This window comes from Lonsdalea populi, assembly GCF_015999465.1.
GTDB lineage: Bacteria > Pseudomonadota > Gammaproteobacteria > Enterobacterales > Enterobacteriaceae > Lonsdalea > Lonsdalea populi.
The window spans coordinates 2,182,277-2,199,565 of record NZ_CP065534.1 but is presented as its reverse complement, the minus strand read 5'-3'; the positions used below and the strand labels follow the sequence as shown (position 1 = coordinate 2,199,565).

Annotated in this window: 16 protein-coding genes, 1 tRNA gene and 1 pseudogene; 8 read left to right on the top strand and 10 right to left on the bottom strand. The window is 50.1% G+C overall.

Annotated elements, in window-relative coordinates; genetic code table 11:
* Positions 1-57: 57 nt before the first annotated feature.
* The 4 genes from glnQ to dps form a co-directional block, all read right to left on the bottom strand.
* Entirely contained in the window at positions 58-780 is a 723-nt protein-coding gene (gene glnQ / locus I6N93_RS09675; RefSeq protein ID WP_085684704.1) for a glutamine ABC transporter ATP-binding protein GlnQ, read from the bottom strand.
* A complete protein-coding gene (gene glnP, locus I6N93_RS09670; protein ID WP_085684702.1) occupies positions 777-1,436 on the bottom strand; it encodes a glutamine ABC transporter permease GlnP in 660 nt (219 codons plus the stop codon). Before glnP ends, glnQ begins: the two co-directional genes overlap by 4 nt.
* A 26-nt stretch (positions 1,437-1,462) precedes the next feature.
* Positions 1,463-2,206 (bottom strand): glutamine ABC transporter substrate-binding protein GlnH, encoded by a 744-nt coding sequence (gene glnH, locus I6N93_RS09665; RefSeq protein ID WP_085684700.1) that lies wholly within the window; start codon positions 2,204-2,206, stop codon positions 1,463-1,465.
* Between the two features lie 348 nt (positions 2,207-2,554).
* A complete protein-coding gene (gene dps / locus I6N93_RS09660) occupies positions 2,555-3,058 on the bottom strand; it encodes a DNA starvation/stationary phase protection protein Dps (protein WP_085684698.1) in 504 nt (167 codons plus the stop codon).
* 973 nt (positions 3,059-4,031) lie between these two features.
* Here dps and ompX point away from each other — a divergent pair.
* The 4 genes from ompX (at position 4,032) to cspE (ending at position 6,659) form a co-directional block, all read left to right on the top strand.
* On the top strand, positions 4,032-4,547 hold the full coding sequence (ompX, locus tag I6N93_RS09655; RefSeq protein ID WP_026740537.1) for an outer membrane protein OmpX: 516 nt from the start codon (positions 4,032-4,034) through the stop codon (positions 4,545-4,547).
* A gap of 284 nt (positions 4,548-4,831) precedes the next feature.
* The gene (locus tag I6N93_RS09650) at positions 4,832-5,362 is read left to right on the top strand and encodes a rhodanese family protein (protein WP_085684696.1); all 531 of its coding nucleotides are present in this window, start codon (positions 4,832-4,834) and stop codon (positions 5,360-5,362) included.
* A gap of 138 nt (positions 5,363-5,500) precedes the next feature.
* Entirely contained in the window at positions 5,501-5,830 is a 330-nt protein-coding gene (locus I6N93_RS09645) for a GlpM family protein (protein ID WP_085684694.1), read from the top strand.
* Between the two features lie 616 nt (positions 5,831-6,446).
* Entirely contained in the window at positions 6,447-6,659 is a 213-nt protein-coding gene (cspE, locus tag I6N93_RS09640) for a transcription antiterminator/RNA stability regulator CspE (RefSeq protein ID WP_085684692.1), read from the top strand.
* 185 nt (positions 6,660-6,844) lie between these two features.
* On the opposite strand, the pseudogene I6N93_RS09635 reads toward cspE, so the two are convergent.
* The 6 genes and pseudogenes from I6N93_RS09635 to I6N93_RS09610 form a co-directional block, all read right to left on the bottom strand.
* Positions 6,845-7,958, bottom strand: a pseudogene (locus I6N93_RS09635) (IS3 family transposase).
* Between the two features lie 189 nt (positions 7,959-8,147).
* Positions 8,148-8,687, bottom strand: coding sequence for a DUF2058 domain-containing protein (locus I6N93_RS09630; protein ID WP_085684690.1), 540 nt, complete (start codon positions 8,685-8,687; stop codon positions 8,148-8,150).
* Positions 8,688-9,143: 456 nt separating this feature from the next.
* Positions 9,144-9,620 (bottom strand): cold-shock protein, encoded by a 477-nt coding sequence (locus I6N93_RS09625; protein ID WP_085684688.1) that lies wholly within the window; start codon positions 9,618-9,620, stop codon positions 9,144-9,146.
* A gap of 295 nt (positions 9,621-9,915) precedes the next feature.
* Positions 9,916-9,992: transfer RNA gene (locus I6N93_RS09620), tRNA-Pro, on the bottom strand.
* Between the two features lie 78 nt (positions 9,993-10,070).
* Positions 10,071-11,825: an LPS biosynthesis-modulating metalloenzyme YejM gene (yejM, locus tag I6N93_RS09615; RefSeq protein WP_085684686.1), complete on the bottom strand. Its 1,755-nt coding sequence runs from the start codon at positions 11,823-11,825 to the stop codon at positions 10,071-10,073.
* 13 nt (positions 11,826-11,838) lie between these two features.
* Positions 11,839-12,066: a YejL family protein gene (locus tag I6N93_RS09610; RefSeq protein ID WP_085684684.1), complete on the bottom strand. Its 228-nt coding sequence runs from the start codon at positions 12,064-12,066 to the stop codon at positions 11,839-11,841.
* Between the two features lie 177 nt (positions 12,067-12,243).
* Between I6N93_RS09610 and yejK the strand changes: the two genes are divergently transcribed.
* From yejK to I6N93_RS09590, 4 genes are all read left to right on the top strand, one after another.
* Positions 12,244-13,254, top strand: a complete 1,011-nt coding sequence (gene yejK / locus I6N93_RS09605) for a nucleoid-associated protein YejK (RefSeq protein ID WP_085684682.1) — start codon at positions 12,244-12,246, stop codon at positions 13,252-13,254.
* Between the two features lie 190 nt (positions 13,255-13,444).
* On the top strand, positions 13,445-15,145 hold the full coding sequence (locus tag I6N93_RS09600) for a sensor histidine kinase (protein WP_085684975.1): 1,701 nt from the start codon (positions 13,445-13,447) through the stop codon (positions 15,143-15,145).
* A 22-nt stretch (positions 15,146-15,167) separates the two neighbouring features.
* Positions 15,168-15,902, top strand: coding sequence for a LytR/AlgR family response regulator transcription factor (locus I6N93_RS09595; protein WP_085684680.1), 735 nt, complete (start codon positions 15,168-15,170; stop codon positions 15,900-15,902).
* A gap of 136 nt (positions 15,903-16,038) precedes the next feature.
* On the top strand, positions 16,039-17,259 hold the full coding sequence (locus I6N93_RS09590) for an L-lactate MFS transporter (protein WP_085684678.1): 1,221 nt from the start codon (positions 16,039-16,041) through the stop codon (positions 17,257-17,259).
* The last annotated feature ends 30 nt before the right edge of the window (positions 17,260-17,289 follow it).

The following is a 17,289-nucleotide window of genomic DNA, read 5'->3' as shown; positions in this document are numbered from 1 at the left end:
GGATGAGTGAGGTAAGGGCAGAACGTATCCGCGAGGATACGTTCTGTTTTTGGGCGATTACGCCACGTGCTGCAGGAACTCGCGCAGACGTTCGCTGGGGGGATGGCTGATCAACGTATCCGGCTCGCCGTCTTCCGCGATGCGGCCTTTATCGATGAAGATGAGGCGCGACGCGACTTTTTGAGCAAAACCGACTTCGTGGGTGACGATGACCATCGTCATCCCTTCTTCCGCCAGATCTTTCATCACGGTTAGCACTTCGTGACGCAGCTCTGGGTCGAGCGCCGAGGTGGGTTCATCAAATAACATCATCTTCGGTTTCACCGCCAGCGCGCGGGCAATCGCCACGCGCTGCTGCTGACCGCCGGAGAGTTCGGAAGGGTAGTGATGTGCCCGTTCGGACAGCCCCACTTTCTCCAGCAGCGCCATCGCCTGTTTCTCTGCCTCTTCCTTACTGGCTCCCCGGACGCGAATAGGACCGAAAGCCACATTTTCCAGCGCGGTCATCTGTGGGAACAGGTAGAACTGCTGAAAGACCATGCCGGCTTCCTGACGGATGAGGCGTTCGTCCACTTTGGGGTCGTTCACTTTCAGCCCGTCGACCACCAGCTCTCCGCTGGTAATCTCTTCGAGTTTGTTGATGCAGCGCAGCAGGGTGGACTTCCCTGAGCCGGAGGGGCCAATAATCACCACGACTTCGCCCTGATTAATTTTCAGGTCGATGTCATGGAGAACCTGTGTTTGCCCATAGTGTTTAGAAACGTTTTTAAATTCAATCATATAATTTTAAGTCTTCTTTCCAGACGGCGCAGAAGGAAGCTCAGCACCAGCGTAATAACTAGATAAATCACGGCGACCGCGCTCCAGATTTCCAGTGCGCGGAAGTTCCCGGCGATGATCTCCTGTCCCTGACGGGTCAGTTCAGCGACGCCGATGACGATAAACAGCGAAGTATCCTTGATGCTGATAATCCATTGGTTGCCCAGCGGAGGGAGCATCCGGCGCAGCGCCAGCGGCGCAACGACGTAACGCAAGGTGTCACGACGAGACAGACCCAGCGCCATACCGGCTTCTGAAAAGCCTTTATTGATGGACAGGACTGAACCGCGCGTAATCTCAGCGATATACGCTCCCGAGTTGATCATGATGGTGACGACGGCGGCGGCAAACGGGTCGATGCGTACCGAGGTCAGGATCATCGGCAACGCGAAATAAATGAACATCACCTGCACAACAATCGGCGTGCCGCGAATGATTTCGATAAATACCAGCGCGATACGGCTGGATATCCAGTTGCCGTAAACGCGCACGAACCCCGCGAATACGCCGATGATGACGCCACCCAGCAGACCCAGAACCGAAATCAACAGGGTCATTTTGGCCCCTTCCAGAAGAAGGGGCAGGGAAGGCCAAATGGCACTCCAATCAAACTGCATGAAATTTCTCCACAAACTAACGGCGGTTATTTAGGTTCAGTACCAAACCATTTCTGATAGATAGCTGCATAGGTGCCGTTTTCACGCAGGGTTTTAAGCGCACCGTTCACCCGTTCGCGCAATTCGCTGTTTTTCGGGAAGGCGATACCGTACTGCTGGGCTTTGATGGAGTCGCCGACGGCTTTGAATTGGCCGTGGCCGGCGGTTTTGATGAAGTAGAGAATATTGGGCGTGTCGTGCAGCACCGCATCGGCGCGATTCGTGGACAGCTCCATATACGCGTTATCGATGTTCGGGAACTGACGCAGGCTTTTGGTTTTAATATTCGCCTTCGCGTAGTCCACGGAGCCGGTGCCGCTTTTCACGGCGATAATTTTGTCAGTCAAATCCTGCTCGCCTTTAATTTCCTGATTATCGGCTTTCACCATGACCAGCAGACCGCTGTTGTAGTAACCGTCGGAAAAATCAATCGCCTGCTTGCGCGCGTCGGTGATGGTAATGCCGGCTAATGCCACGTCGATGTTGCGGGTCTGCAAAGCGGGAATGATACCGCTGAAATCCATCGGCTTCAGCGTGTAGTTCAGATTCAACTGTTTGGCAATGGCGTCCCAGAGGTCGATATCAAATCCAACATATTTATCGCCTTGCTTGAACTCAAAAGGAACGAACGCGGTATCGGTTGCTACGATCAGCGTCTTATCCGCTGAATGACTGCTGAAGCTACAGGCGAGCATGAGTGTGGCGACTAAAAATTTAAGAAATGGTGTCATTGGTTGTTTCCTATAAATACCGTTTTATTTCATTGTTTTGGGGAGCGATGTGGTTGCTGCAAGCGGGACTCACACGGCGCAGACAGCAAGTGCAGAGCGGCACAGCCTGTGTTTTTGATCACAGGCCTTTTATGTGCACACTGCACCAGTATGATTAACTTAATTGACTTGGGGTGACAACTGTTGATTAGCGTGCGGGCTAAATATTCGAGAGTTAAGTGTTTTGCGTACCCTGACGGAAAATGCTTCTGGAAGCGAAGATTCGGCGGGGAGAGACAACGTGAGCGATAAAAACAAGCAGACCGCCCGTGGGCGGTCTGTAACGGCATCATAAATAATGCTGGAGAGTTATTCGATGTTGGATTCGATGAACCACAGGAATTTGTCCAGGTCACGCGAGGCGGCGGTCAGAATGTCGGCTGTATCTTCATCGCCAGTCTGAACAATACCTTTGCGTGTTTCATTAGCCACGATACCGTAACGTTCTGCCAGCGCTTTCAGATGATCCTGCACGTTGTGAATGTCAGTCGGGTAGCTTTTCAGCGAGGTATTCGCATTAATCGCCTGGGTCGTACCCAGCGCGACGCCGCCCAGCTGTACGACACGCTCTGCGATAGTATCCAGATGGTCTACGATGGCGGTGCGGAATGTGTCCAGCATTTCGTGAACACCGATGAAGTTAGCACCGCGCATGTTCCAGTGAGCCTGCTTAGTGATCAAGGATAGGTCAGTGAAATCAACAACCAGCTGGTTCAACAGCTTGATGGTGGAAACTTTTATTTCGTCATCCTGATCGTTAAGCGTGTAACGTAGTTCTGAAGAGGTGGGTTTTACCAGTTTAGCTGTACGCATAGTTATTGCCTCTTAATCTCATTAATCATCAGTCTTGATGTTTTACGTGACTAATTATAGCAGCTCCGCCGAAACCGTTTGTAAAAATTTGCCTATCGAACAGATAGACACTATCGTCAAAATTTAATGACATCAGGATGTTATCGGAAATTACTCGCATTATCACCCTCCATATGTATCTCTAAAGCGCCTGTTTTTCATCGGCTATTTTCTTTATAAAAAATACAGAGACATAGCATTTAATAGGAGAAAAAATAAACCCCAAATCTGGCGACATTCAAGGCCGGGCAGCCGAATAAAATAGTATTGGCGGAATAAATTTGTTGAAAAAGTTTACGCAATGTAACAGAGCGTTTTTGCCTGATTGTAGGAGGGGGAACCGCTGTGATACTGATAGCAAAATTACCTCTCTGCTTGTTTTACAGCTTACGTGAAGGGGCTGAACGGAAAAACTAGTCGGCAGGGGTAACCACCTGACCGTAGTACCATTCTTATTTTAGTACCGGTAGCACAAATTAAAAAAACACGCCAGACTTGAGTCTTATTTTTTCTAATATTTATTTTTCGCGGGTCACTTTCTTCTACGTCGCGAAAATTACTTTCGGAACGGAACTGTATAAACAATAAGCGCAAATAATTTGAGAAAGGGAATAAAATCATTGATGGATAATTTATTTGCTAATCATTTACCATTACTGACTTTAATTTACGTATCTTTTGTGCATTGCAAACTTTCTGTGGGGAGTTAGTTTTAGTAAGAATTTTCTGCATTTTTATTTCTCTTGATTTTATGTTTTTGTGATATAACTTTTTCATATAAAACAATGAATTTAAAGGGTTTTGCAGATTCAAGAAAAGCCTTGTTACATGTTTAACCTAATTGAAAAGTATTTGAGACTCAGCAATAACGCCGATTTGTTGTTATATTTATAGCGCTTTAATATTCTTTCATAAGAGTGATTCGAGGCTGTATATGAAAAAAATTGCGTGTCTTTCAGCTTTGGCTTGTGTTTTAGCCGTAAGTGCCGGTTCTGCGATGGCTGGCGAGAGTACTGTATCTGTAGGTTATGCCCAGGGTGATGCTCAAGGTGTTATGAACAAGCTCCCGGGTTTCAACCTGAAATACCGTTATGAATTCGACAACTCTCCGCTGGGTGTGATCGGTTCATTCACCTACCTGCAAGACAGCCAGACCGTAAATAACGTCTACCAGAAAGGGACTTATTACGGCTTCAGCGCTGGTCCTGCTTTCCGCTTCAATGACTGGGCAAGCATCTACGGTGTTGTCGGTATGAGCAGCGGCAAGTACACCCACAACGCTGATAACGGTACTGCAAACGCTAAGAACGATGATGTCGGCGTTGTATACGGTGCCGGTCTGCAGTTCAACCCAATGCAGAACGTTGCGCTGGATGTAGGTTACGAACAGAGCCGTATCCGCAGTGTGGATGTCGGCAGCTGGAACGTTGGCGTAGGCTACCGTTTCTAATCGTATCAAGACACTCATCATTATAGGATGCCAACTGTGTCTGTAAAATCCGCTCTTCGGGGCGGATTTTTTATGTCGCACTGTCATACACTGTTCCTACGTCGTCTTGCCTCTTAGGGTTATAGACCCCGGCATCTACGCATCGTTCCGTTGATTTTGATGTGATATTTCATTGTTCCACTCCCCATGACAAAAGCGGGAGAGATCGTGATGTCGCATACATATCTTGCTGTCTGACTCTCACCTATACTTGAACCTCAACCTGCTTGTTTCTGGAGAGTTTCATGCCGTCGTCTCAATCTGTGACCCCGCAAATAGCGCAACAATTACTGAAGATGGGGGCGGTGCTGGTGGATATCCGTCTGGTCGATGAGTATGAGCGTGAACATATACCTCACTCTGTGTCCTGCCCGATGGCATCGCTGAATGTCGATAAAATGCATGAGGTTCTCTCTGGTGCGAATAACGTGATTTTTTTGTGTCTTTCAGGGATGCGCTCTACTCAGCATCGCGCTCAATTGACCGAGGCGGCGGGTGCGGCTCAGACGTATTTGCTGACCGGAGGATTACAGGCATGGAAGCGCGCCGGTTTGCCCACAGTGAAAGGTAAACGCCAGGCGATGGACATCATGCGGCAGGTTCAAATCGTCGCGGGCAGTACTGTATTGGCCGGAGTAATTCTGGGACAGGTATTGCATCCAGCATTTTATTGGCTAGCGGGTATCGTTGGGGCTGGACTGGTGTTTTCTGGACTCAGCGGCTTCTGCGGTTTGGCCCGCTTTCTCATGCGCATGCCGTGGAACCGTGAAGGCTAAACCGGGTATGGGGGCGGATGATTATGCATGCTGCTTGCATAAGGAACTGACGCCGCCGTCATACCATTATTTTTGTTTATTTCACATAGGCTTGCATTAAAGGTAACGTGCTGGAATGAAGAGAAAAAGAGATTATAAATGGCTATCCTTTTAAAAGCCGTGCTTGGCGCATTGGTTGTTGTGTTGATTGGGCTCCTAGCGAAGACGCGTAATTATTACATTGCCGGGCTGGTGCCACTTTTTCCCACATTTGCGTTGATTGCCCATTATATCGTAGGTACCGAACGTGGGTTGGATGCGCTGCGTTCTACCATTCTGTTTGGCATTTGGTCTGTTATCCCTTACCTGATTTATCTCATCTCGCTCTACTATTTCACGGATATGATGAAATTGGCGCAGGCGCTTGCGGCTTCCGTGGTTTGTTGGTGCCTTTCTGCGGCAGTATTGATTAAAATCTGGAGCTGGTAGCACGGTTTGTAACCTAGTATCAGGCGACGATGGGCAGGGCGGCGCATTTCTACCATTCCCAGGGGAACCATTTAGACGTCGTCAAATACATAATGACCTCTGCCATTACGATAGTAGTCAGTAAGAGAATCAATTTTTTTCCATATCCAATCGCTTAATGACATGGGCGTTTACCTCTTATTTTCATCACGGTGCACTTCAAACCCTATTACATTATGTATAGCGTATGAGAGGACGTTCTTTTTGTAGGTCGATAATTTACGGCTTTTCCTTTCGCTACGGTTGTTGTTTCTCGTTAAGTGGCAAAAAAAAAGGTATCTGAATGGATAAAAATATAGTGTCCCCGAAAAAGATTATTTTCCCAAATGAAATACACTCAGTGAACAGTCTTTTGAAAATAATACTTGCTTAACTTTTTGGTCCGTGCGTTAATGCATGCATCGGTTTGGCAAACAGACCTTATGTAAAGCATTTTAGTAAAGCAGTTCTCAGTTCAAGCGTTATCCTACCTAGATACCTCTTTTCCGTGAGTCTTCTCCTAAGCGCCTATAAATAATTTCTGCTAACAGACCACATTTGTCGCTTTAACGCGACCTGGAAAATAAAGGAAGTATCTATGTCTGATAAAATGACTGGTTTAGTAAAATGGTTCAACGCTGATAAAGGCTTTGGTTTTATCACTCCGAGCAATGGCAGCAAAGATGTGTTCGTTCACTTCTCTGCCATCCAAGGTGATAATTTCAAAACGCTTTATGAAGGCCAGAAAGTTGAATTCTTGGTTGAAAATGGTGCAAAAGGTCCTTCAGCTACCAATGTTGTTGCTGAATAATCTTTTTTGAATGTTGATGTGGTTTACGATAGCGATGATGGGAATGCCCGGAGCAGTTAAACAGCATTAGCTGAAATAGCGAATAACGTACAAATATTAATAAAAATATTACCAGCGTTATCTACTAATTTCAAAAAAGCCCCATGTCTCGATTGAACTGACCCCATAATATTGGACAGTTCATATCAAGCGGCCTCCAGTGCCTGAGTTCGGTATCCTACCGGACTCAGGCCTTTTAGTTTCTGGCTTATCCGCTCGTGGTTGTAATAAAGGATGTATTCCTCTATCGCTTTCTTCAGTTCTTCTATGTTGTTGGACTGACCAGGATAAAAACACTCCGATTTCAGTATTCCGAAAAAATCATCCACAATCGCATTATCCAGATAATTTCCTTTACGAGACATACTTTGCTCGACTCCCTGTGCTTTTCATTTTTCCTGATAGCTCGCTATCCGATACCGCCAACCTTGCTCTGAGTGGAGTAACGGCCTCTCTTCCTGTCTGAGTTTTGTGAAGGCATCGAGCAGCATACGGTTAACCATTTCCATCGCTGGCCTTTCTGACAAGCTGTATAAAATGATTTCCCGATTAAACAGATCGAGGATCGGTGACAAGGACAACGTCTTACCCTGCAATAAGAACCCAGTGACATCCGTTACCCACTTTTCGTTAGCTTTTGACGCACTGAAACGACGATTCAGGATATCGGGAGCGGTTTTACCTGTTTCTCCTCTCCATGAGCGATATTTCTTCCTACTGATCAGAGAGCGAAGCGACAGTTCTGCCATAAGACGTTGTACCGTCTTGTGATTCACTGACATACCCTGCTTTCTCGTTTTGAACTAAGGCCTTCAGCTTTTTTAGATAGGCATTCTCCGCCCGCAGATAGCGAAGTTCAGCCGAGAGTTTTTCCAGTCCTATCAGTTAGGGGGGAATTGATTTCTTGTTTTTTCACTTTCTGAGGGCGACCACATTTAATATTCAGAAGTCCTTCCTGTCCGGCTTCTCTGTGCAAGTTAACCCAGTGCTTGAGATATTAAGCCGTGTAGCAGCTTCACGCATAGAAAGCGCTTCATTGAGAATAGCCTTGACCACCACGAGTCTGAATTCTGCATGATGGCAGTCATTTTTCCAGGTAATGCCATTGATGCCACGTAGTTGCCAGGCTCTGACCCAGCGACGAATTGATGTTCTTTCGACACCAAAACGTTCTGCAGTACGTTGTGCTCCCTCCTTTCCGGCAAAATAGTGATTGACTACAGCCAGTCTGATTTCAAGGGAATATTTAGGCTTTGCCATAAAAAACTGCACCTTACTTAGTTGGGTGTCCAACTTTTGGGGTGCAGTTCATCTTGACCCTGACCCAAAATCCTGTTCCATTCAGGATCAATTTACAGGGTCCTTTATTATCGAGTTCGCTGACCACCTAAGCCGTCACCTTGAAAATGGTGGCAGTTATACAGAATTATGGACAGGCTCCAGCATCAATTACCACATCAAATCATCGGGCACTTTGAAATCGGCGTAAGGGTCTTCTTCATCCTGCTCTTCCTGACTAAGCGCACTATTTAATACGATGGTGTTTGCATCACGCTGAGCAATTTTATCGGCTACACTCGCAGGAATAATGGCATATTCGCTCTCACCACTCTTATCTTTCACCAAACGTGCGATGGCGAGACGACCGCTAATTAGCTGAGTTTGCGTTAGCTTATCGACAATTATTTTTTTGATTAAATTACCATCTGTGAAGTTGAAGCCAATATCGCCCTTTAACATATTGATTCTGTTCATCTCAATCAGCTGCTTCACCTGAGCTTTGTACTCTTTGGATAGAGTAGCCATTTTCTGCTGTTCGCTTAGCTGTTTGTCACGTTCGAGTTGTTCTTTTTTATTTTCTTCCACCGCCGCTCTTGCCTCACGAGCCTGAATGCGTGATTTTTTAGCCGTTCTTTGGACTTTAGCCATTTTTTTGCTGGTCACTAATCCAGCTTTCAACATCTGTTCTTGTAAGGTAAGTTTGGCCATCTTCGTTTCTAAATCCGGTAAATTATGATGGGATTATACCTGTAATTTTGGGGACTGTATCAGGTTGCAGGGCACCATCATGCTTTGGATCTAGTTCGAATGTATATCAAAGGCTGAAGCAACTTGCTTTCTAAATCAGATATTCCTTATCGGATGGTAGCGCTGTGAGATCTCAGAAATAGCCATCTTGCCGCATCCTGAAAGCATGGCAGGTTAAAGGATTACCGTCCGCTGGCGCGAAAAAAACGCACGATAAGCCGTCCTTTGCAGGCATTTATTTAAGAAGGATATGGCGGCCTAACGCGGTAAAAGTATTTACCAGAGCATAATGTGAGTGATTTGGTTGCTGGGATCATTTATGAAAGAGCTGAAGATGACGTCGCCGAGGTTGTCAGCCTGCCGAAATCTTGCCTATCAATGAAGCAGGATTTCGGCAAGAGTCAGCCTAAATGGTTATCAGCCCTTAAGCAGTTTCACCGTAGTATCCACGTCTATCTCATCTTCGGTGAAGGTCAACGTTGAGCCCTGGAAGGTAGTGATCGCGAGCTTTCTTAGCGAGCGAATTTCACCCGGTTTCGCGGCAGATTTCGGCTTGATACATCCCATCAATGCACCTACAGACAGCACCGTGTTTTCTTTATCTATGCGGGTGTCAGCAGGCACTTCTTCGCTGTAAACCTGGAAAGACTTTATGGATGTGAGCTTCACGCGCTCGCCGGCGATGAAGATGTATTTGCTTTCCGGTATGACTCTCACCGCGTAGGCGGATAAACCCTTATTGTTTGTGGTGGGTTCGAAAGTGACTGCTGCATCTTTTTTGATGTGATCAGGGTTGGCGACTTTGATTACATGAAAATAACGGTTATCTCCATTCTCATCTTGAATAAATCCAAAGCCTTTATCTTTGAACCAGGTTGTGATTGTTCCATTCATCGCCGTTTTCGCCTACTTAATCGTTTGTCTACTCTGTTTTGCAGCGCGCAGTGTAAAGCACTATGCCTGCGCAGACTATGCCTTTGGCTTAAGTCTTGATGATAATTTGCCGATTGGCAAAGGGGCAGTCCAGATGATTAAGCGGTGAGGTTGCTGAGATCTGGTTTATCTACAAATCATGCATAGACGAACAATTTGGAAAGGATTGAATGTGAAAAAGTCGATGAATTTTACCATCGGCAAATTTCAGGCGAAAAAAAACCAACCGTAAGAGGTTGGTTTTTCAGGGATTATTTGGTCGGCACGAGAGGATTCGAACCTCCGACCCCCGACACCCCATGACGGTGCGCTACCAAGCTGCGCTACGTGCCGACACTGTGGAGGCACATATTACCGTTTCCAGATCTGATTGCAATAGCTGAACATAACGACTGCTTTAGATTTAGGCAGTTAGTTGGCGATAAATCGCCTTTCATCCGTTAGCACTTGCAATAGCAGGCCTAGCTGCGGTTTTTCTGACGTAAGTTCTCGACCTTCCTGATCGAAGGTACGGTAGCTGCCGTGCGTACCCAGCAAGATAATCTGTTCGGGCGTCGTGATCGACAGTAAATCGTCGCTGCCGTTAGTCAGCCAGGCGTTGCGTCTCTCTGCTGTAAACAGATCTTCGCCTTGAGAGAAGTCTCTCGCCGGCGTCTGTACGTGTAGCAAACGCTGCATCAGCGTTGTCATGACATCCTTATGGTCCGTCATCTTGCTGATGATCTGCGCTGGCGTTCCCGGCCAGTGAACCACCAGCGGCACCTGATAAAGCGAACGCGCCATCGGCATTGGCATATTATCCCTCAGGCTGGCGGGCGTGCTCTGCGCGGCGGTCACGACGACGACGGTGTTATCCAGCAGATTTTTTTCGCGTAAGCCGTCTAGCATCCGCGCAATCTGGCGATCCAGCGTTGCATTATCCTGCTGGTAGCGGCGCTGCTGCTCCGACGTAGACTGGTTCGTGTTGACGTTATGAGTAAGTTCGACGTAGGAGAACCAACGAGAGCCTGACGGGTGCCCGTCCAGCCATTTCAGCCATTGAGCCGCGATCGCGTCAGTACTTTGTGAAGCCGCTTCCGACAATGAGAAGTCAGAGAGCAGAGCTTGCCGATAAAGCGGGCTGTTAAATCCCGACGATGAGAACAGGCTGAACTGGTAGCCCTGCTGCCCAAGTGCGCCGATCAGCGCCGACGGCTTGCTGCTGGCCAGGATACCGTCCATATAGGTGCTGGAGATGCCGTAAAACAGATTGAGCAGTCCGGCATTGGGGTCGCTGCCCGCGCTGAGATGATGGCTGAAGCGGACGTTCTCCTCCGAGAAACGTGCCAGGTCAGGCATCGCCTGCGGCGTGTTTTCCGGCAAACTGTCGACCACCACCAACAGCAGGTTGTAACCGCTGCCCGCGTCGCGGAAGGTGATGTCGTTAAGCGGATACTCGACGGATAACGCCTCGGGATTCCCCTGCTGTGTAAGACGACGCTGATATTCCTGCGCATCAAGCAAGCCATGTTTCTCCAGAAAACGGCGGGCCGTCATCGGGTAGGATAGCGGCAGGTTGGCGCGCTGCATGGTGATCGGCCGGTAGAAATTGGCATCGGCCCAGATATACATCAGATGTGAAGCGCAGAAGGCGGCAATGAAAACCCCGGCGAGGGGCTTGCCGAAACTGCGTCGGTTCAGGCTGCGCAGCTTCTGCCAGCTCCAGGTGCCGAACAGCATTTCGACCATAAAAATGATGGGTACACTGATGAACAACAGCTGCCAGTCGCGGGCCGTTTCGCTCTGATCCGGGTTAGTGACCAATTCCCATACCGTGAGATTGAGATGCAGATGGAAGCGGGCAAACACGGCGGAATCAATGATCAGCAGCGTCAGTCCCGCTGTCGCCACCGCTGCGGAGATCACCCGCAACAGGCGCTGCGACATCACGAAGAACGTGAGCGGGAAGAGAATCAGCAGGTATATCGCGAACCCAATAAAACTGAAGTGGCCGAGCCAGCTGACCAGCGCGTAAATACGCCCGGTCAGCGAGGCAGGCCAGTCGGCAACAAACAGATAGCGGCTACCCAGTCCCAGACTGAGGAGAATGTTGAAAAGAGCAAACCAGTGTCCCCAACTAATCATCTGGGAGACTTTTTCGCGGTAGCGCGGGCGGTTGGTTACCATAAAGAGATCGGCATCAGTGTGTGTTGTCAGCTTTCACCGAAGACTGCAGCGCTTCGGCAAAGGAACGCGCCAACATCTGACGTTGGGCCGGAGCGACGCTGGTATTCAGCAGGTTTGTGACCATGTTTCCCAGCACCATCAAAGCAAGATCGGTTGGTGCGCGATGTTTTTCCAGAATATTGACCAAATCCGACAGCAATCGTTCAACTTGTTCGTCACTATAACGGGATGTTCGTGGCATAAAATGGTGATTCTCAGACGGTTAAAGTCGAACATATTACCGTATAGAGGCATCGTTTTCCGCACTTTTATTGCCGTAGACAATGTCAGTGACGGGACGATGCGACCACGGCGGATAAGGTTGCAGCAGCTACGCTGAGGTGCTTGAATACGCACCTTGCTAAAAGGAGAGTCTAACATGAGTCTGGATATCGACCAGATCGCCCTGCATCAGTTAATCAAGCGCGATGAGCAAACGTTGGAATTAGTCCTCCGCGACTCGTTACTGACCCCCAACGACGCTGTAAACGACATGATGGCCGAATTGCACCGCGTATACAGCGCCAAAAATAAAGCTTACGGTCTGTTTAATGAGCAAAGCGAGCTGGCGGATGCACTACGGGCCTGTCGCAGAGGCGACGAGGAGTTCCTGGCATTTACTCGCGCCGCCACCGGCCGTTTGCGCGACGAACTGGCGAAGTACCCGTTTGCCGACGGCGGCATCGTGCTGTTTTGCCAGTACCGCTATCTGGCGGTGGAGTATCTGCTGGTGACCGTACTGAATAGTTGCAGTAGCCTGCGCGTCAACGAACAGTTGGATATCAGCAATACCCATTATCTGGATATTAACCACGCCGACATCGTGGCCCGCATCGATTTGACGGAATGGGACACCAATCCCGAGTCCACTCGCTATCTGACGTTCCTCAAAGGCCGGGTGGGACGCAAAGTCTCCGACTTCTTCATGGATTTCCTGGGCGCGGCGGAAGGGCTGGATACCAAAGCGCAGAACCGCGGTTTGCTGAAGGCGGTCGATGAGTATTGTGCGGAAGCGGCGCTGGATAAGAACGAGCGTCAGGAATACCGTCGGCAGGTCTACAGTTACTGCAACGAGCAGCTACAGGCCGGAGAAGAGATCGAGCTGTCTTCCCTGTCGCAGGAACTGCCGCCTCTGGGCGATAAAACGCTGGAAGCCTTCACGACAGAGCAGGGCTATGAGCTGGCGGACAGCTTCCCGGCAGACCGCAGTACGCTGCGTCAGTTGACCAAATTCGCCGGTAGCGGCGGTGGGCTGAGCATCAATTTCGACGCGTTGCTTTTGGGCGAACGTATCTTCTGGGATGCGGCGACCGACACGCTGACCATCAAGGGTACGCCACCGAACCTGCGTGACCAACTGCAACGACGACTGAGCGGCGGCGATCGCTAACGGAGCCGAACGGCGGGCGGAAGCTTACCTCGTTCGCCGGCGATATTCGCTCCGTTATTAAAGGCGTTATTTCCTCTTTGTTCAGCGACTGGCGCGGCGTCGCGCCTGGTCTTTTAATGGTATTTGTCACCCGGATGCGGACTGCCTTATGATGGCGGCTCTGCATCCGTTTTCATTGCGTGAGATTCCTGTGCAATCTAACCTCAATATGCTGTTGGCGGTGTACGATCGTGCCGCTCTGATGCTGATTTGCCTTTTTTTCCTGACCCGAACGCGCCATTTCCGGCAGTTGTTGCAGCAGGACGAGCACTCGCCGTTCGATCTGTTCGTCGTCACGGCGATTTTTTCCATGTTCGCGTTGTTCAGCACCTGGTCCGGCATTAATGTCGACGGTTCTCTGGTGAATGTGCGCGTGGTCGCCGTCATGTCCGGGGGGATTCTGTTCGGGCCTTGGGTCGGGATCACCACCGGTATTATCGCCGGGTTGCACCGCTATCTTATCGATATTGACGGTATCACGTCGGTGCCCTGTCTGGTGACCAGCATCGTAGCCGGATTTATGTCCGCCTGGATCCACCTGCGTATTCCCCGTAATAAGCATTGGAGCATCGGTATCGTCGGCGGCATGCTGTGCGAAACGCTGACCATGCTGCTGGTGGTGCTGTGGACGCGGCCTGTCGCGCTGGGGCTGGACATTGTAGCCCACATCGCGATCCCGATGATCCTCGGTACCGTCAGCATCGGGCTGATCGTGCTGCTGGTGCGCAGCGTGGAAGGGGAGAAAGAAGCGATTGCCGCCCGGCAGGCGAAGCTGTCGCTCGATATCGCCAACAAAACGCTGCCGCTGTTCCGGCATGTGAATATCGAATCGCTGCGCAAGGTGTGCGACATCATCCGTACCGACATCAACGCGGACGCGGTGGCGATGACCAACACCCAGCAGGTGCTGACCTACGTTGGCTTCGGTGAGGAGAAGTATCACAGCGGCGATCGCGATCTCAGTCCGACCACGCTCCATGCGCTTAAGAGCGGGAAAATCATCATCAAAAATAACGATGAGGCGCATCGAACGCCGGAAATCCACTCGATGATCGTCATTCCGCTGAGGGAAAAGGGCAAGGTCACGGGGACGCTGAAAATTTACTATCGCCACGCCTACCGCATCACCTGGTCGTTGAGAGAGATGGCGATCGGGCTGTCGCAGATTATCTCCACGCAGCTGGAGGTGTCGCGCGCCGAGCAACTGAGGGAAATGGCGGATAGGGCGGAGCTGCGGGCCTTACAGAGTAAGATCAACCCGCACTTCCTGTTCAACGCGCTGAATGCGATCTCCACGTCGATTCGGCTGAACCCGGATACGGCGCGTCAGCTGATTATCAACTTATCTCGCTATTTGCGTTACAACCTGGAACGCAACGACGACGAGCTTATCGATATCAAAAGCGAGCTCTATCAGGTCAAAGATTACATTGCCATCGAGCAGGCGCGTTTCGGGGATAAGCTGACGGTGCTTTATGACATCGATGAGGACGTCAACTGCCATATTCCGAGCCTGCTGATTCAGCCGCTGATTGAAAATGCCATCGTACACGGCGTTCGTCCCTGTAAGGGCAATGGTGTGGTGGTGCTCAGTATTCAGGAAGTGGGCGACCGTATTCGCGTCTCAGTGCGGGATACCGGCAGCGGTATCAGCGATGAAGTAATCGAGTGGGTCGCCAAAAATGAAATGCCGGGAAACAAAATCGGGCTGCTTAACGTGCATCACCGTATCAAGCTATTGTATGGCGATGGTCTGCACATTCGGCGGCTGAATCCGGGTACGGAAATCGAGTTTTACATCAGTAAAAACGGGGCGTCGCTGCCGGAAAGCGCGGTAGCCTTCCCTCCCTGAGTCAAGTCATCAGGATATTTTAGTGAAAGCAATTATTGTTGAAGATGAATTTCTTGCCCAGCAAGAGCTAAGCTGGCTGATCAAAGAGCACAGCCAGATTAAGGTGGAAGGGGTCTTTGATGATGGCCTTGACGTGCTGAAATACCTTCAGCACCACAAGGTGGACGTCATCTTTCTGGATATTAATATTCCGTCGTTGGACGGGGTGCTGCTGGCGAAAAATATCAGTCAGTTCGCTCACAAGCCGCTGGTCGTTTTTATTACCGCTTATAAAAACCATGCGGTCGAAGCATTCGAGCTGGAAGCGTTCGACTACATCCTGAAGCCGTATCACGAAACGCGCATCGTCAGCATGCTTCAAAAGCTCGAGGCGGCATGGCATCAGCAACAGGCGACCACGGTCGTCGGCGGCGCGGCGCGTTCGGCGCCGATGACTATCAATCTGGTGAAGGATAAACGCATTATCGTGACGAATATTCACGATATCTATTATGCGGAATCCCACGAAAAATTGACGTTCGTCTACACCAAGAGAGACGAATTTGTGATGTCGATGAACATCACCGAGTTCTGTAGTCGACTGCCCGAAGCCTACTTCTTCCGTTGCCATCGCTCGTACTGCGTCAACCTGAGTAAAATTCGCGAGATCGAACCGTGGTTCAACAATACTTACATCCTTAAGCTCAGCGATTTGGATTTCCAGGTGCCCGTTAGCCGCGGCAAGGTCAAAGAGTTCCGGCAGTTAATGCGCCTTTAAAGGCAGTTTATTCCCTCTGCGCAGCAGTTCATGCCCTTACTAAACTCATGGATGAGCCTCCTCTTTATAATGGTGTTATTCAGCAGATGCTTTTACCTGCTCATTTCAACACCAGAAAATTAATGAGGGATCCGGAATGAACGCCAAACCGGTAAATCGTGCAGTGATTGTGGCAGGGACTATCCTGGCGCAAATGGGTCTGGGAACTATTTATACCTGGAGCCTCTATAACCAGCCTCTGGTCGACAAATTTAACTGGTCTCTCGGCTCTGTCGCCACGACCTTCTCTATTACCAGCTTCTTTCTGGCGTTCGCCACCCTGTTCGCCGGCCGCATTCAGGAACGCATCGGCATTCGTAAACTGACGTTGATTTCCGGTCTGGTGCTGGGACTGGCTCTGATGTGCAGCGCCTACGTTACTTCACTGACGGCGATCTGGTTGCTGGTGGGCGTGGTGGTCGGATTCGCCGACGGTACGGCCTACATCACCACGCTGTCCAACCTAATCAAATGGTTCCCTAACCGCAAAGGCCTGATCGCAGGCGTGTCTGTCGGCGCTTACGGTACCGGAAGCCTGCTGTTCAAATACATCAACAGCGCATTGTTGGGCCATGTCGGTATCTCCCAGACATTCTTCTGGTGGGGGATGATGGCGATGGCGCTAATCGTGACGGGGTCTCTGCTGCTGAAAGAAGCGCGGGTACTGCCGACCGCTGCGAATGCCACTGGCGCTGGCAACATCAACTTTACCGTTAGCGAGATGCTGGCGGTCAAAGAATCCTGGATGCTGTTTGTCGTGTTCTTCACTGCCTGCATGAGCGGTCTGTATCTGATTGGCATCGCCAAAGATATCGGGGTACGCATGGTGGGCCTGGATGCGGTCACCGCCGCTAACGCCGTCTCCGCCATCGCCATCTGTAACACGGCGGGGCGTCTGATACTGGGATCGCTGTCCGACAAAGTCGGCCGCCTGCGGGTGATTAATTTCACGCTGCTGGTCACGGCGATCTCTGTCTCCGTCATGGCCTTCCTGCCGATGAACCACCTGACCTTCTTCCTGTGCACCGGCGCGGTCGCCTTCTGCTTCGGTGGTAACATCACGGTCTTCCCGGCGATCGTGGGCGACTTCTTCGGCCTGCGTCACCACAGCAAAAACTACGGGTTGATTTATCAGGGGTTTGGTCTGGGCGCGTTGTCTGGTTCCTTCATCGCCGCGCAGCTAGGGGGATTCCAGAGCACCTTCATCGCCATCACCGTGCTGTCGGTCATCTCTCTGATGATTACGCTGGTGATCAGACCGCCTAAGTCGACGCCTTCGCAGTCAGCCAAGCTGGTGACGCAGAGCAGCAACGCCTAACTAACGTACTTTGTCTTACTTCCTTAACAG

Coding starts and splice junctions, on each gene's coding strand:
- glnQ (WP_085684704.1), bottom strand. CDS start 780: ATGATTGAATTTAAAAACGTTTCTAAACACTATGGGCAAACACAGGTT.
- glnP (WP_085684702.1), bottom strand. CDS start 1,436: ATGCAGTTTGATTGGAGTGCCATTTGGCCTTCCCTGCCCCTTCTTCTG.
- glnH (WP_085684700.1), bottom strand. CDS start 2,206: ATGACACCATTTCTTAAATTTTTAGTCGCCACACTCATGCTCGCCTGT.
- dps (WP_085684698.1), bottom strand. CDS start 3,058: ATGCGTACAGCTAAACTGGTAAAACCCACCTCTTCAGAACTACGTTAC.
- ompX (WP_026740537.1), top strand. CDS start 4,032: ATGAAAAAAATTGCGTGTCTTTCAGCTTTGGCTTGTGTTTTAGCCGTA.
- I6N93_RS09650 (WP_085684696.1), top strand. CDS start 4,832: ATGCCGTCGTCTCAATCTGTGACCCCGCAAATAGCGCAACAATTACTG.
- I6N93_RS09645 (WP_085684694.1), top strand. CDS start 5,501: ATGGCTATCCTTTTAAAAGCCGTGCTTGGCGCATTGGTTGTTGTGTTG.
- cspE (WP_085684692.1), top strand. CDS start 6,447: ATGTCTGATAAAATGACTGGTTTAGTAAAATGGTTCAACGCTGATAAA.
- I6N93_RS09630 (WP_085684690.1), bottom strand. CDS start 8,687: ATGGCCAAACTTACCTTACAAGAACAGATGTTGAAAGCTGGATTAGTG.
- I6N93_RS09625 (WP_085684688.1), bottom strand. CDS start 9,620: ATGAATGGAACAATCACAACCTGGTTCAAAGATAAAGGCTTTGGATTT.
- yejM (WP_085684686.1), bottom strand. CDS start 11,825: ATGGTAACCAACCGCCCGCGCTACCGCGAAAAAGTCTCCCAGATGATT.
- I6N93_RS09610 (WP_085684684.1), bottom strand. CDS start 12,066: ATGCCACGAACATCCCGTTATAGTGACGAACAAGTTGAACGATTGCTG.
- yejK (WP_085684682.1), top strand. CDS start 12,244: ATGAGTCTGGATATCGACCAGATCGCCCTGCATCAGTTAATCAAGCGC.
- I6N93_RS09590 (WP_085684678.1), top strand. CDS start 16,039: ATGAACGCCAAACCGGTAAATCGTGCAGTGATTGTGGCAGGGACTATC.